This is a genomic window from Pseudomonas sp. GM21 (assembly GCF_000282215.1).
GTDB lineage: Bacteria > Pseudomonadota > Gammaproteobacteria > Pseudomonadales > Pseudomonadaceae > Aquipseudomonas.
On sequence record NZ_AKJS01000141.1, the window covers coordinates 1 to 14559 of the forward strand.

Annotated in this window: 13 protein-coding genes and 1 pseudogene; 10 read left to right on the plus strand and 4 right to left on the minus strand. The window is 58.2% G+C overall.

All coding sequences use genetic code 11. The features are described from left to right. Positions 1-112: 112 nt before the first annotated feature. Both PMI22_RS06675 and PMI22_RS06670 read right to left on the minus strand, forming a co-directional pair. Entirely contained in the window at positions 113-1333 is a 1221-nt protein-coding gene (locus PMI22_RS06675) for a CaiB/BaiF CoA transferase family protein (RefSeq protein WP_007947880.1), read from the minus strand. A gap of 13 nt (positions 1334-1346) precedes the next feature. Then, the gene (locus PMI22_RS06670) at positions 1347-2528 is read right to left on the minus strand and encodes an acyl-CoA dehydrogenase (protein WP_007947881.1); all 1182 of its coding nucleotides are present in this window, start codon (positions 2526-2528) and stop codon (positions 1347-1349) included. Positions 2529-2686: 158 nt separating this feature from the next. Between PMI22_RS06670 and PMI22_RS06665 the strand changes: the two genes are divergently transcribed. The 10 genes and pseudogenes from PMI22_RS06665 (at position 2687) to PMI22_RS06620 (ending at position 12328) form a co-directional block, all read left to right on the plus strand. Then, positions 2687-3586 carry a LysR family transcriptional regulator gene (locus PMI22_RS06665; protein WP_007947882.1) on the plus strand — a complete coding sequence of 300 codons (900 nt, stop codon included), beginning with the start codon at positions 2687-2689 and terminating at the stop codon, positions 3584-3586. 435 nt (positions 3587-4021) lie between these two features. Continuing rightward, the gene (locus PMI22_RS06660) at positions 4022-5143 is read left to right on the plus strand and encodes a Re/Si-specific NAD(P)(+) transhydrogenase subunit alpha (RefSeq protein ID WP_007947883.1); all 1122 of its coding nucleotides are present in this window, start codon (positions 4022-4024) and stop codon (positions 5141-5143) included. Between the two features lie 15 nt (positions 5144-5158). Next, the gene (locus PMI22_RS06655) at positions 5159-5482 is read left to right on the plus strand and encodes an NAD(P) transhydrogenase subunit alpha (protein ID WP_007947884.1); all 324 of its coding nucleotides are present in this window, start codon (positions 5159-5161) and stop codon (positions 5480-5482) included. Further along, on the plus strand, positions 5482-6915 hold the full coding sequence (locus PMI22_RS06650) for an NAD(P)(+) transhydrogenase (Re/Si-specific) subunit beta (protein WP_007947885.1): 1434 nt from the start codon (positions 5482-5484) through the stop codon (positions 6913-6915). The genes PMI22_RS06655 and PMI22_RS06650 overlap by 1 nt, the downstream gene beginning before the upstream one ends. Positions 6916-7129: 214 nt before the next feature. Beyond that, positions 7130-8623 carry an acetyl-CoA hydrolase/transferase family protein gene (locus PMI22_RS06645; RefSeq protein WP_007947886.1) on the plus strand — a complete coding sequence of 498 codons (1494 nt, stop codon included), beginning with the start codon at positions 7130-7132 and terminating at the stop codon, positions 8621-8623. A gap of 319 nt (positions 8624-8942) precedes the next feature. Next, positions 8943-9158 (plus strand): DUF1127 domain-containing protein, encoded by a 216-nt coding sequence (locus tag PMI22_RS06640; protein ID WP_007947887.1) that lies wholly within the window; start codon positions 8943-8945, stop codon positions 9156-9158. Positions 9159-9498: 340 nt separating this feature from the next. Continuing rightward, a complete protein-coding gene (locus PMI22_RS06635; protein ID WP_007947888.1) occupies positions 9499-9816 on the plus strand; it encodes a DUF2388 domain-containing protein in 318 nt (105 codons plus the stop codon). Positions 9817-9872: 56 nt separating this feature from the next. Continuing rightward, positions 9873-10022 (plus strand): annotated as a pseudogene (locus PMI22_RS32135) (DUF2388 domain-containing protein); the annotation flags it as partial. Positions 10023-10049: 27 nt separating this feature from the next. Next, positions 10050-10370 carry a DUF2388 domain-containing protein gene (locus PMI22_RS06625; protein ID WP_007947891.1) on the plus strand — a complete coding sequence of 107 codons (321 nt, stop codon included), beginning with the start codon at positions 10050-10052 and terminating at the stop codon, positions 10368-10370. Next, positions 10367-12328, plus strand: a complete 1962-nt coding sequence (locus PMI22_RS06620) for a DUF7844 domain-containing protein (protein ID WP_007947892.1) — start codon at positions 10367-10369, stop codon at positions 12326-12328. The genes PMI22_RS06625 and PMI22_RS06620 overlap by 4 nt, the downstream gene beginning before the upstream one ends. A gap of 95 nt (positions 12329-12423) precedes the next feature. On the opposite strand, the gene trpA is transcribed toward PMI22_RS06620, so the two are convergent. Together trpA and trpB are read right to left on the minus strand one after the other, a co-directional pair. Continuing rightward, positions 12424-13236 carry a tryptophan synthase subunit alpha gene (gene trpA / locus PMI22_RS06615; RefSeq protein WP_007947893.1) on the minus strand — a complete coding sequence of 271 codons (813 nt, stop codon included), beginning with the start codon at positions 13234-13236 and terminating at the stop codon, positions 12424-12426. After that, positions 13236-14471 (minus strand): tryptophan synthase subunit beta, encoded by a 1236-nt coding sequence (trpB, locus tag PMI22_RS06610; protein ID WP_007947894.1) that lies wholly within the window; start codon positions 14469-14471, stop codon positions 13236-13238. The genes trpA and trpB overlap by 1 nt, the downstream gene beginning before the upstream one ends. Between the last annotated feature and the right edge of the window lie 88 nt (positions 14472-14559).

Here is a 14559-nt window from a genome sequence, read left to right on the forward strand (position 1 = left end):
CCGTCAAGCATTGATTTGGCTTCTCTATCAATAACTTGCAAAAAGGCGGAAAACAACCCGATTCCTCTCTATATAGAGGAGCAAACCACCCTCCTCTATATAGAACGGATCCTCAAAGCACCCCAGACTCTTTGAATGCAGCTACAGCCCCAGCCCCCAACCCCAGCACGCGCTGCAAAACCTCCTGCGTATGCTCACCCAGCAACGGAGGAGCATTGCGATACTCCACCGGGGTCTTGGACAGACGAATCGGGCTCGCCACCTGCGGCACGCTCCCCGCCAACGAATGAGGCATCTCAATTGCCAGCCCACGCGCCTTGACCTGAGGATCAGCAAACATCTGAGCCAGATCATTGATCGGGCCACATGGCACGCCAGCCTGCTCAAGCTGTAACACCCACTCGGCAGTGGTCTTGAACACCGTTGCCTGACGGATCAGCGGAATCAATACAGCACGATTCGTTACCCGCAGCTTATTGGTCGCAAAGCGCGGGTCGTCCGCCCACTGCGGCTGCCCCGCCACTTCGGCAAACTTGCGGAATTGACCGTCGTTACCCACGGTAAGGATGAAGTCGCCATCCGCCGTAGGAAAGTCCTGATAGGGCACGATGTTCGGATGGGCATTACCCAAGCGCTTCGGTGCGTTGCCTGTCGTCAGGTAGTTCATTGCCTGGTTGGCCAGGCACGCGACCTGGACATCCAGCAATGCCATGTCGATATGCTGGCCCCCACCGTCGTGATCCCGGTGCGCAAGCGCGGCCAGAATCGCCACCGTCGAGTAGAGACCGGTCAAGATGTCTGTCAGCGCCACACCGACTTTCACCGGCCCTGCCCCCTCATCCCCTTCCGGTCGCCCCGTCAGGCTCATCAGGCCACCCAAGCCCTGAATCATGAAGTCATAGCCCGCACGCTTGGCGTAGGGCCCCGTCTGACCAAACCCGGTAATCGAGCAGTAAATCAGATTCGGATTGACCGCCTTGAGCGACTCATAGTCCAGCCCGTAAGCTGCCAGACCACCGACCTTGAAGTTTTCGATCAGGATGTCCGACTTGGCCGCCAACTCCCGCACTAACTTCTGACCTTCCGCACGCGTGAAGTCGATGGTGACCGATTGCTTGTTGCGATTGGCCGACAAGTAATAGGCGGCCTCGCTGGTGTTCTCACCGTAGGCGTCTTTAAGGAAAGGAGGCCCCCAGGCGCGCGTGTCATCGCCATTGCCCGGGCGCTCGACCTTGATCACCTCAGCGCCAAGGTCCGCAAGGATCTGCCCGGCCCAAGGCCCGGCCAATACTCGCGACAAATCCAGTACCCGCAGATGCGAAAGCGCGCCCATGGACGTTCTCCTATTAATAGAACGCCTGGATGCCAGTTTGCGCACGACCGAGAATCAGCGCGTGAACGTCATGGGTACCTTCATAGGTATTCACCACTTCCAGGTTGACCAGATGGCGGGCGACACCGAACTCATCGGAGATGCCGTTACCACCCAGCATGTCGCGAGCCATACGAGCGATGTCCAGGGACTTGCCGCAGGAGTTGCGCTTCATCATCGAAGTGATTTCGACCGCCGCAGTGCCTTCGTCTTTCATTCGCCCCAGGCGCAGGCAGCCTTGCAGCGCCATGGTGATTTCGGTCTGCATGTCAGCCAGTTTCTTCTGGATCAGCTGAGTGGCAGCCAGTGGACGACCGAACTGCTGACGATCCAGGGTGTACTGGCGAGCGGTGTGCCAGCAAAACTCGGCAGCACCCAGTGCGCCCCAGGAAATGCCATAACGTGCGGAGTTGAGGCAGGTAAATGGACCTTTCAAACCACGGACGTCCGGGAAGATGTTCTCTTCAGGGACAAATACGTTGTCCATGACGATTTCACCGGTGATGGACGCACGCAAGCCAACCTTGCCGTGAATCGCGGGAGTGCTCAGGCCTTTCCAGCCCTTCTCCAGAACGAAGCCACGAATGTCGCCAGCGTCATCTTTAGCCCAGACCACGAACACATCAGCGATCGGACTGTTGGTGATCCACATCTTGTTTCCGGTCAGGCTGTACCCGCCTTCCACTTTGCGCGCACGAGCAATCATCGCGCCCGGGTCGGAACCGTGGTTTGGCTCTGTCAGACCGAAGCAACCAATCCACTCACCGGTGGCGAGTTTTGGCAGGTATTTCTGCTTCTGGGCTTCGGTACCGAATTCGTTGATCGGCACCATCACCAGCGAAGACTGCACGCTCATCATCGAGCGGTAACCGGAATCGACACGCTCGACCTCACGAGCAATCAGGCCGTAGCTGACGTAGTTCAGCCCGCTGCCACCGTACTGCTCTGGAATCGTTGCACCCAACAGGCCGACTTCGCCCATTTCACGAAAGATTGCCGGGTCGGTCTTCTCATGGCGGAAAGCTTCGAGAACGCGCGGTGCGAGTTTCTGCTGAGCGAATTGCTCGGCAGTGTCTCGAATCATGCGTTCTTCTTCAGTGAGCTGTTGATCCAGCAGCAGAGGATCGATCCAGTTGAAGCTCGCTTTACCGCCCATGAGTGTGTCCTCTCGAATCAGGGTCAAATTACGTGGACTGATCCTAGGCCGGGTTCGGCTTTACGGCAAACGAGGATTTTGCATACTGTTGTGCTAATTTCTCACTCCGAAACATCGCAAGATAGCTTTTATGCGATGTATTAGTGAGGTTGCCGTACATGCGCAGGAAAATCCCCAGCACGACAGCCCTGATCAGCTTCGAAGCGGCCGCACGCCACGAAAGCTTTACCAAGGCCGCCCAGGAGCTTTCACTGACACAGGGCGCCATTTGCCGGCAGATCGCCAGTCTGGAGGAGTTCCTCAGCGTCGAACTTTTCCGACGCTCACGGCGCGGGGTGAAGTTGACGGAAGCCGGTCTTTCCTACAGCCGCCGCGTGGCCACACAACTCGATGCGGTGGAACGGGACACCCTGTCGGTGATGGGGCAACAGGGCGCCAACGTGATTGAACTGGCAGTGGTTCCGACCTTTGGCACCCAATGGTTACTCCCACGACTTAAAGACTTTCAACACAAGCACCCGGAAGTGACGGTGAACCTCACCAACCGCACGCGCCCCTTCCTGTTCGCCGACACCGATTTTGATGCTGCGATTTACTTTGGCGACGCCGATTGGTCAGGCACCGAGTCCCACAGGTTGATGGGTGAAAATCCGATGCCGGTGTGCAGTCCTGCCCTACTGGGCAAGCAGACACACCTGTCGCCCGCTGAAATAGCGGAACTGCCTCTGTTGCAACAGACCACACGCCCCTATGCCTGGCGCCAATGGTTCAACTCAAAGAACCTGAATATCCCACGGGACATGACAGGACCGCGCTACGAGCTATTCTCCATGCTCGCTCAAGCCGCGATGCACGACATGGGGATTGCGCTGATCCCACCGTTCCTGATTCAGCGCGAATTGGCGGAGAAGCGCCTGGTGATTGCCAACACGCAAGCGTTGTCGAGTATCAAGGCTTATTACCTGATGATTCCCGAGCGAAAGGTGGAATCGGCTTCATTGAAGGCATTTCGCGACTGGCTACTCAATCAGGCGCACAGCTACAACCTAGAGGGATAAAGGCTCAAGCCAAATAGCTGACCTCGTAGTCAATAAAATAAAAGCCCTACAGATATAACTATATGTCGCATCTGAAGAGACTGTACGGAGAAGGAGCACAAACGTCCCACAAGCGCCTGACGACGTGGCTTTGAGCCTCCATAGGAAGGCAATGACGCCTCATTCACGGTAAAGATATGTAATTTACCGAATTACGACAAAACCCCTTACAAGTCACGGCCCGCAAGGGATTGAGCCCGTCAGTTGCGACATTCGGTCACGGGGTGACTTGTAGTTAATTTTCCGTCACCCGTCATAATCCCTTGAAGGGCACAAAGTTCGCCTGCAAAATGCCGCGCCCCGCCCTGATTCGGCGGGATCGTGCTGATCGGCCGCCCCAGCCGCACCATCCGAAGTGCCTGGGTTTACTCAATAAGATCACGCAGGAGATTTGACGTGCACATTGGTGTTCCTCTCGAAACCCAGACGGGTGAAACACGGGTTGCTGCAACCCCGGAAACCATCAAGAAGCTGATCGGCCAGGGTCATAAGGTCACTGTGCAAAGCGGCGCCGGCATTAATGCCAGCGTTGTCGACAGTGCTTATGAAGCGGCAGGCGCAACGATTGGCAGCGCCAACGATGCGTTTGGGGCCGAGCTGATTCTCAAGGTGGTCGCTCCCAGCGACAGCGAACTGACGCTGATTAAAAGCGGCACCGTTGTGGTGGGCATGCTCAATCCGTTCAGCAATGAAACCATCGCAAAGCTGGCCGAATGCGGCATTACCGCCTTCGCGCTGGAGGCCGCGCCACGCACTTCCCGTGCGCAGAGCCTGGATGTGTTGTCCTCCCAGGCGAACATCGCCGGCTATAAAGCCGTGTTGTTGGCCGCTCATCACTACCCACGCTTCATGCCGATGCTGATGACCGCTGCGGGCACTGTGAAAGCGGCGCGCGTGCTGATTCTGGGCGCAGGCGTGGCAGGTTTGCAGGCCATTGCGACCGCCAAGCGTCTGGGCGCAGTGATCGAGGCCTCGGACGTACGTCCGGCGGTGAAGGAACAAATCGAATCCCTGGGCGCCAAGTTCGTCGACGTGCCGTACGAAACCGATGAAGAGCGCGAATGCGCTGTCGGTGTCGGCGGTTACGCACGTCCAATGCCGGCCAGCTGGATGCAACGTCAGGCCCTGGCCGTGCATGAACGCGCCAAACAGGCTGACATCGTCATCACCACTGCGCTGATTCCGGGTCGCAAGGCACCGACGCTGTTGAGCGCGGAAACCGTGTCACAGATGAAGCCTGGCTCGGTGGTCATCGACCTCGCGGCCGCTCAGGGTGGTAACTGTCCGCTGACCGTAGCGGATCAGGTGGTGGTTGAGAATGGCGTGACCATTTGCGGCCCGACCAATCTGGCCGGCGCGGTGGCGGCAGATGCTTCGGCCCTGTACGCACGCAACCTGCTGGACTTCCTGAAGCTGGTCTTCAACAAAGAAGGCCAGTTCGAAGTGAACCTAGAAGACGACATCGTCGCCGCGTGCCTGATGTGCCGCGACGGCCAAGTCATCCGCAAAAACGCCTAAGCAGGGATTCAGACGATGGAAGAGCTTATCTCCCCCGGTATCTACAACCTGATCATCTTCGTGCTGGCGATTTATGTCGGTTATCACGTGGTCTGGAACGTTACACCTGCACTGCACACGCCATTGATGGCCGTGACCAACGCCATCTCGGCAATCGTGATCGTCGGCGCCATGTTGGCAGCGGCGCTGACCGTCACGCCTCTGGGCAAAACCATGGGCACCCTGGCGGTGGCTCTGGCGGCGGTGAACGTGTTTGGTGGCTTCCTGGTCACCCGCAGAATGCTTGAGATGTTCAAGAAAAAAGCCCCGAAAGTCGTAAAAGAAGAGGCGCCCAAGTAATGAGCATGAACCTTGTCACGACGCTCTACTTGATCGCGTCGATCTGCTTTATCCAGGCCCTCAAAGGCCTGTCGCACCCAACCACGTCCCGGCGTGGCAATTTATACGGCATGCTCGGCATGGCGTTGGCGATTCTCACCACCGTAGGCCTCATCTATAAGCTGGGCGCTGAGCTGGCCACCGCCGGGATCGGTTACGTTATCGTTGGCCTGCTGGTCGGCGGCACCGCTGGCTCGATCATGGCCAAGCGCGTTGAGATGACCAAGATGCCGGAACTGGTCGCCTTCATGCACAGCATGATCGGTATGGCCGCCGTGTTCATCGCCATTGCTGCTGTCGTTGAGCCGCAGTCCCTGGGCATCGTTAAGCAACTGGGCGACTCGATTCCTGCCGGCAACCGCCTGGAGTTGTTCCTCGGCGCTGCCATCGGTGCAATTACCTTCTCCGGTTCGGTGATCGCCTTTGGCAAGCTGTCGGGCAAGTACAAGTTCCGCCTGTTCCAGGGCGCACCGGTACAGTTCAGCGGTCAGCACAAGTTGAACCTGCTGCTGGGTGTTGCAACCCTGGCCTTGGGCATCACCTTCATGCTGACTGGCAACCTCGGCGCTTTCGCTCTGATGCTAGCCCTGGCCTTCGTCATGGGCGTGCTGATCATCATCCCGATTGGCGGTGCAGACATGCCGGTCGTCGTGTCGATGCTCAACAGCTACTCCGGCTGGGCCGCGGCCGGTATCGGCTTCTCGCTGAACAACTCGATGCTGATCATCGCCGGTTCGCTGGTGGGCTCAAGCGGTGCGATCCTCTCGTACATCATGTGCAAGGCGATGAACCGCTCGTTCTTTAATGTGCTGCTCGGCGGTTTCGGCAACACGGCCGATGCAGGTCCAGCCGGCGCCCAGGAAGCTCGCCCGGTCAAATCCGGTTCGGCTGACGACGCGACCTTCCTGCTGACCAACGCCGACACCGTGATCATCGTGCCGGGCTACGGCCTGGCGGTTGCACGGGCGCAGCACGCGCTGAAAGAACTGACCGAGAAGTTGACCCATCGCGGCGTGACCGTGAAGTACGCAATCCACCCGGTTGCCGGTCGGATGCCTGGCCACATGAACGTCTTGCTCGCCGAGGCCGAAGTGCCTTACGACCAGGTGTTCGAGATGGAAGACATCAACTCCGAGTTCGGCCAAGCCGACGTGGTGCTGGTGTTGGGCGCCAACGACGTGGTCAACCCGGCCGCGAAGAACGATCCGAAATCGCCGATTGCCGGCATGCCGATTCTGGAAGCGTTCAAAGCCAAGACCATCATCGTCAACAAACGCTCGATGGCCAGCGGTTATGCCGGTCTGGACAACGAACTGTTCTACCTGGACAAGACCATGATGGTGTTCGGCGACGCCAAGAAAGTCATCGAAGACATGGTCAAAGCCGTCGAGTAATCTTCAGCGGCACACAGAACGCCCCGACTCGTCGGGGCGTTTTTGTTTGCGCAATACGTCAGACAACACTACGCTTTTGTTACCGATCCGGTAATGGTGTTTTGCTCGAAAGGCCCGGAATAGACACCTCATTTGCGACCTTGGTAGCGGGACAGAAGTCGGTGCAATTCACTAGACTGCACGCCCTGCTACCCGTTGCCCGAGATAACATCCCATGTACCGTGACCGTATTCGCCTGCCTTCCTTGTTGGATAAAGTGATGAGTGCCGCCGACGCCGCCGCTCTGATTGAGGACGGCATGACCGTTGGCATGAGTGGCTTCACCCGCGCCGGCGAAGCGAAAGCCGTTCCCCAGGCACTGGCCGAGCGCGCGAAGGTCTCGCCGCTCAAAATCACCTTGATGACCGGCGCCAGCCTGGGCAACGACCTCGACAAACAACTCACCGAAGCCGGCGTACTGTCACGACGCATGCCATTCCAGGTGGACAGCACCCTGCGCAAGGCCATTAATGCGGGCGAGGTGATGTTCATCGACCAGCACCTCTCGGAAACCGTAGAGCAACTGCGCAACCAGCAACTCAAGTTGCCCGACCTCGCGGTGATTGAAGCGGTGGCGATCACCGAGCACGGCCATATCGTGCCGACCACGTCAGTCGGCAACTCGGCCAGCTTCGCGATTTTCGCCAAACACGTGATCGTCGAGATCAACATGGCGCACAACCCGAATCTCGAAGGCCTACACGACATCTATATCCCGACCTACCGTCCAACCCGAACGCCGATTCCGCTGGTGAAGGTCGATGACCGCATTGGCAGCACCGCCATCCCGATCCCGCCAGAGAAGATCGTCGCGATCGTGATCACCAATCAATCGGACTCGCCGTCCACCGTAATGCCACCGGACACTGAAACCCAGGCGATTGCCAACCACCTGATCAACTTCTTCAAACAGGAAGTGGCCGCGGGGCGCATGACCAACAAGCTCGGCCCCTTGCAGGCCGGCATCGGTAACATTGCCAACTCAGTGATGTGCGGCCTGCTTGATTCGCCGTTCGAAGACCTGACCATGTACTCCGAGGTGCTGCAGGACTCGACATTCGACCTGATCGACGCCGGCAAACTGATTTTTGCATCGGGCAGCTCGATCACACTCTCGAGCCGACGCAATACCGACGTGTTTGGCAACCTCGAGCGCTATAAAGACAAATTGGTGCTGCGCCCACAGGAAATTTCCAACCACCCTGAAGTGGTACGCCGACTTGGCATCATCGGCATCAACACGGCGCTGGAGTTCGATCTCTATGGCAACGTCAACTCCACCCATGTCTGCGGTACACGGATGATGAACGGTATTGGAGGCTCAGGCGACTTCGCGCGCAATGCGCATTTGTCCGTCTTCGTCACCAAATCAATCGCCAAGGGCGGCGCGATCTCCAGTGTCGTGCCCATGGTTAGCCATGTTGATCACACAGAGCATGACGTCGACATCCTCGTCACCGAGATCGGCCTGGCGGACTTGCGCGGGCTGGCACCCAGGGAACGAGCCCGGGTCGTCATCGACAACTGTGTGCACCCGGACTATCGCCAGACTCTGGACGACTACTTCACCGCAGCTTGTGCGATTGGCGGGCACACGCCGCATATCCTGCGTGACGCGCTGAGCTGGCACATAAATCTGGAAGAAACGGGGCGCATGCTCAAGGTGTAATTGGTACAGATGGCAGCTGACGCAAACACAGTTTCGTCAGCCTGCTGTTGCCAGACAAAAAACTGTTGAAAACTGTACTGCTGTACTGGTCATTTCCTACCGAAAGAACCTACCTTTTCCAGCCACACGAACGAAAACGCACCACATCGGTGCGGACAGGTACAGTTGCCTCTATTTGGACCAGTACACCGCCTATTAACAGTTAACTGGTCCCTCACAATACAGATGAACTGTATCTACAGAGACTAGGCAAACGAGAGGATCATGGGCACCAGTTAAACCACTACCTAATCCCGCCACAAGCGGAAGGATGTCAATCATGGAACGTACACTCAGTTCCGACCTGTTCTTCGAAGACACTGCTGCAAAAACCCAGGCTTCCATGCCTCTGCGCGTTATCGCCAACCTGATGCTGTGGCAGCGCCGCATCTCCAGCCGCCATCAACTGGCTCGCCTGGATTCGCGTCTGCTGGCTGACGCAGGGATTAGCGAAGCACAGCGTTACGAAGAGCTGAGCAAGCCATTCTGGCGCTAAGTTAGCGTCGCTGGCCCTGACCTATCGGGTCCACTGCCAGCAATCCAGATTGAAAAAACAAAGCCCGTCGTGGGAAACCACGACGGGCTTTGTCGTTTTCGTGTTTTTCTCCCCAAAACAACCGCCCCCACGGCATACAGATACAGTTCTTCTAACCCAATATTTGTACAGTACACTTTCAATAGAAAGTGTCTGCTTAGCCATGAATGACTGACTGAACAGACCGGACAGTGCGAAAGAATAAAAGCAGGCCTAATATCAAACCAGAACGTGGCGAGCGGTGTCTGATCCAGTTGCTACCTCACCACCTCACAATCGATTTATCCAAAGGAGTTACCCCATGTCCCGACTTCGCCTGCTCAGCGCTGCAGCCCTGCTTGCCGTGGCTGCCAATTCCCACGCCACCAGTTTTATCGTGACCACCGATGCTGTCGTAAACGCACTCAAAGCCACGTCAGATGCAACGTCCAATGTCACGTCTTCGTTCAAGGACGACAAGATTGTCTTGGCTGCCCGTGATGATGCCGCCAGCTTCGTTGCCAGCGAAGGGTCCATCCGGGGGGTGAAACTCGAAAGCGCCCTCGATCACATTCGCCATCAGGCCCCACAACTGAATGCAACAGACGCACAGTTGGCGCAGGCGATTCTGACCATTTAAGCGATAGCACTGACGTGGGACACGCCCTGCGTGTCCCCATGTTTCGGCACTGCCTGCTTTTTACTAAAGGCACTGAGGCCGGTGGTTATGGCTCCAGTCTGGTGACCTCCGCGCCCTTCGACCGTAAACTGCTGCTCGCCACTCATACCCAGCCAAAACTTCATGCAAGCGACCTTGAACTGGCGCAAGCAATTCTCGTCCAATAGTTATCCCTGTTTCCCCGGAGTCGTTCCATGCGTAACCCGCTGATTGCTGCCACCCTTGGCCTGCTGTTGTTGGCCGATGTGGCCCAGGCCCAAACCCTGGTTGCCACCAGTAACATTCTCATTCGTGCCACCCAGCGCACGCTTGATTTCACCTCTGATACCACCACGTCCATCCGTGACTCGAAGATCATTCGCGAGGCACACGACGATGCAGCGAGTTTCGTCGCCAGCAATGGCGATATCCGCGGAGCGCACCTTGAAGCAGCTTTCATTACCCTGCGCGATCGCGTGCCGCAAGCGCGGGACGCCAGTGACCAGGTACTCGCCGAAGCCATCCTCGCACTGTGAGGCCGTCAGCCGCCTGGCTGCTGGCCGGGGTCATGATGCTGTTCGGCAGCACGGCCAACGCCAGCCTGCAATTGCAGCTCATGACGCAAGGTCTTAGCCCGGCTCAACAGCAAGCCAGTCAGGCACTGCTCGATGAAGCCATGCAGGCGCTGCCGCCGCGGTTCATCGAGCAACTGGATCGGCGTATTGATGTCGACTGGACCGCTGACATGCCGAGCAATGCCTACGGCCAGGCGTCGCTGGTATCCAGACTCGACTTGAACCGTAACCTGCTCGCCAGCCTCACCGATGGCAGTGCCGCAAGCAAGAAGACCAATCGCCCTCATGGCACTGTCCGCCGTGAAATGCTCGCCACGGTGCTGCACGAACTCACCCACATTTACGATCGCTCGCGCCTGTGGCCAGACGCTGAGCGCAAACTGATTCAACACTGCACCCGGCGCAGCAGCAGCTCAGGACTGGTAGGGATTCCCGATCAGTGCCGTGGCCAGACCAATCGACGCTTTACTCTCAGCGACGATCCTCGCCTGCTCGACCTTGCAGGCTGGCCACAATATGTCGGCCGTCGCGGCGAGCGTGAACAGCACAACCGACAGATCGCCCGCAGCCCGGACATTTACGAAACGAGCAGTCCGAAAGAGTTCGTCGCGGTCAACATAGAGTATTTCCTCCTCGACCCGAGCTATGCCTGTCGCCGTCCGGCGCTGTATCGCTACTACCAGGAACACTTTGGCTGGGCACCGGCGTCCAAAGACACCTGCGCCAACACCGTCGCCTTCCTCAACGCCGGCAATGACTTCGCCAAGCAACCCTTGGGGCAGGTCGATCCGGAACGGGTCTACGCCATCGACTATCTGCTGGCCGAAGCCAATCAGAACTGGGTCAGCCGCTGGGGCCACAGCATGTTGCGCTTGGTCATATGTGCACCCGGGCGACCACGAGGCCCTGACTGCCGTCTTGATCTTGACCAGCATCTGGCCTTGTCCTACCGCGCCTTTGTCGGTGACGTGCAGCTTTCGAGTTGGGGCGGACTTGTCGGAAAATACCCGTCGCGCCTGTTTGTCCTGCCGCTCTCCCAGGTCATCGACGAATACACCAAGACCGAACTGCGCAGTGTGGCCTCGGTGCCGCTGAACCTGTCGCGCAGCGAAATCGAAGGTATCGTGGAACATGCCGCCGAGATGCACTGGAGTTACGACGGCAATTACTTTTTCCTGTCGAACAACTGTGCGGTAGAAGACCTGAAACTGCTACGCAGCGCCACCAACCATCCACAACTGGTCGGGCTGGATAACATCATGCCAAACGGCCTGCTGGCAGTGCTCAAAGGTCGCGGACTGGCAGATACCAGCGTGCTTGACGACCCACGCGAAGCGCTCCGGCTGGGCTATCGTTTCGATTCCTTTCGCGACCGGTATCAGGCCATGTTCGATGTGCTGAAAAAGCGCGTGCCGATCAAGCAGGACAAAGTCGAAGACTGGCTGGCATTGAAAGCGGTTGAGCGCCGGCAATGGTTCGAACAGGCAGACCTGCGCGCCAGTGCCGCATTGCTGCTGTTGGAGCAGGCAGCCTTCCGCCAACAAATGCTGTTGGCCCAGGACGAAGTAAAACAGCGCTACCTCGGCGCTCGGAATCTGAAAAACGGCGGCATGGACAAGGCCGATGCGGCCTTGCAACAGATTCTCGCCAATAGCGGCTACCTTAGCCGTCCGGCTGAATTGCTCGGTAGCGGCGGATATGGATTGCCCCAACCTAGCGAGTGGCAACGCCTGGAGTCGGAGAGCAACCAGCGCCAAAAGCAGTTGCTGGCGCTGACGGGGGACCTGGACAAAGAAGTGCGGGCGCTGCTCGACCCGGATCGCGCGGCCGAAATGGCCGCCAATGAAGCCAACTTGAGGCAAGTTGGCGAGCATTTGAGGAAACTGCACAAAGCAGCAGGCGGGTTGGAACTGCCGTAGAAAAAAGGGCTTCAGAACACAGTTCTGAAGCCCTTTGTCTTGCTGTTTACTCTGTGCCGCGAGGCTCTAATTCCTCTGCAACAGCAACTTTACCTTCAGCTGACCCGTGCTTGACGCACACCTTCTGCCAGCGCAGCGCAAAGGCTCAGTACGCCATCAATCGCCTGATCCGGTGTCGTAGCGTTGGCGATGTGATCGATCAACGCCGACCCCACAACCACACCGTCTGCCAGACGAGCAATGGAAGCGGCCTGCTCCGGGGTACGAATGCCGAAACCGATGCTGATCGGCAAATCAGTGTGGCGACGCAAACGGGCAACTGCCTCTTCAACGTGTTCCAGAGTCGCTGCACCTGCACCGGTCACACCGGCCACCGACACGTAGTACACGAAACCGGAGCTGCCGTTCAGAACGGTTGGAAGACGCACGTCATCGGTGGTCGGTGTGGTCAGGCGGATGAAATCCAGGCCCGCTGCCTGAGCCGGGTCGCACAATTCACCGTTATGTTCCGGTGGCAAGTCGACCACGATCAAACCATCAACACCGGCCTCTTTGGCGTCGGCGATGAAGCGCGGCACGCCGTACATGTGGATCGGGTTGAAGTAACCCATCAGCACCAGCGGAGTCTCGCTGTTGCCTTCACGGAACTCTCGAACCATTTGCAGGGTTTTCGCCAGGTTCTGTTTGGCGCCCAAGGCGCGAATGTTGGCCAGCTGGATCGCCGGGCCATCGGCCATCGGATCGGTGAAGGGCATGCCCAATTCGATCACGTCGGCGCCAGCAGCGGGCAAGCCTTTGAGGATCGCCAGGGAAGTGTCGTAGCTCGGGTCACCAGCGGTGACGAAGGTCACCAGGGCGGCGCGATTCTGTTCTTTAAGTTCGGCAAAGCGCGTTTGCAGGCGGCTCATCAGTGTTTCTCCTGCTTCGATTGCTCTTGTTGAGAGTGTTCCATGTGGTGCATTACGGTCTGCATGTCTTTGTCGCCACGGCCCGACAGGTTGACCACCATCAGGTGATCTTTCGGCAGGGTCGGCGCGCGTTTAAACACTTCGGCCAGGGCGTGGGCGCTTTCCAATGCAGGAATAATCCCTTCCAGGCGGCAGCATTTGTGGAACGCGTCGAGAGCCTCGTCGTCGGTCACTGAGGTGTACTGAACGCGGCCGATGTCATGCAACCAAGCATGTTCCGGGCCGATACCTGGATAGTCGAGGCCGGCGGAAATCGAGTGGGCGTCGATGATCTGGCCATCGTCGTCCTGCAACAGGAAGGTACGGTTGCCGTGCAACACGCCCGGCACGCCGCCGTTCAGGCTGGCCGCGTGCTTGCCGGTTTCGATACCGTAACCGGCGGCTTCCACGCCAATGATCTCGACACTCTTGTCGTCAAGGAACGGGTGGAACAGGCCCATGGCGTTGGAGCCACCACCGATGCACGCCACCAGGCTGTCCGGCAGACGGCCTTCCTGAGCTTGCAACTGATCACGGGTTTCCTTGCCGATCACGGCCTGGAAGTCGCGAACCATGGCTGGATAAGGGTGCGGACCGGCCACAGTGCCGATCAGATAGAAGGTGCTGTCGACGTTGGTCACCCAGTCACGCAGCGCTTCGTTCATCGCGTCTTTCAGGGTGCCGGTGCCAGCCACGACAGGGATCACTTCAGCACCCAGCAGCTTCATGCGGAACACGTTGGCTTGCTGACGCTCGATGTCGGTGGTGCCCATGTAGATCACGCAGTCGAGACCAAAGCGCGCCGCCACGGTGGCCGTCGCCACGCCGTGCATGCCCGCGCCAGTCTCGGCGATGATGCGTTTCTTACCCATGCGCCGTGCCAGCAGGATCTGGCCGATGCAGTTATTGATCTTGTGCGCGCCGGTGTGGTTCAGCTCTTCGCGCTTGAGATAAATCTTCGCGCCGCCGCAGAACTCGGTCAGGCGTTCGGCGTAATACAGCGGGCTTGGACGTCCGACGTAGTCTCGCTGGAAGTAGGCCAATTCTTCTTTGAACGCCGGATCTTCCTTGGCCGCTTCGTATTCGCGGGCCAGGTCGAGGATCAACGGCATCAGGGTTTCGGCGACGTAGCGGCCGCCGAACGCGCCAAACAGGCCGTTGGCGTCGGGGCCGTTGCGCAGATTAGTCTGAGTCATGGGTCGCTCCGGTTGAATGGGTGAGATGATGCTTGTGAAGAGAGAGTGGGCTTAACTCTACCCCTGACAGCCCAACCTGAAAACCGAT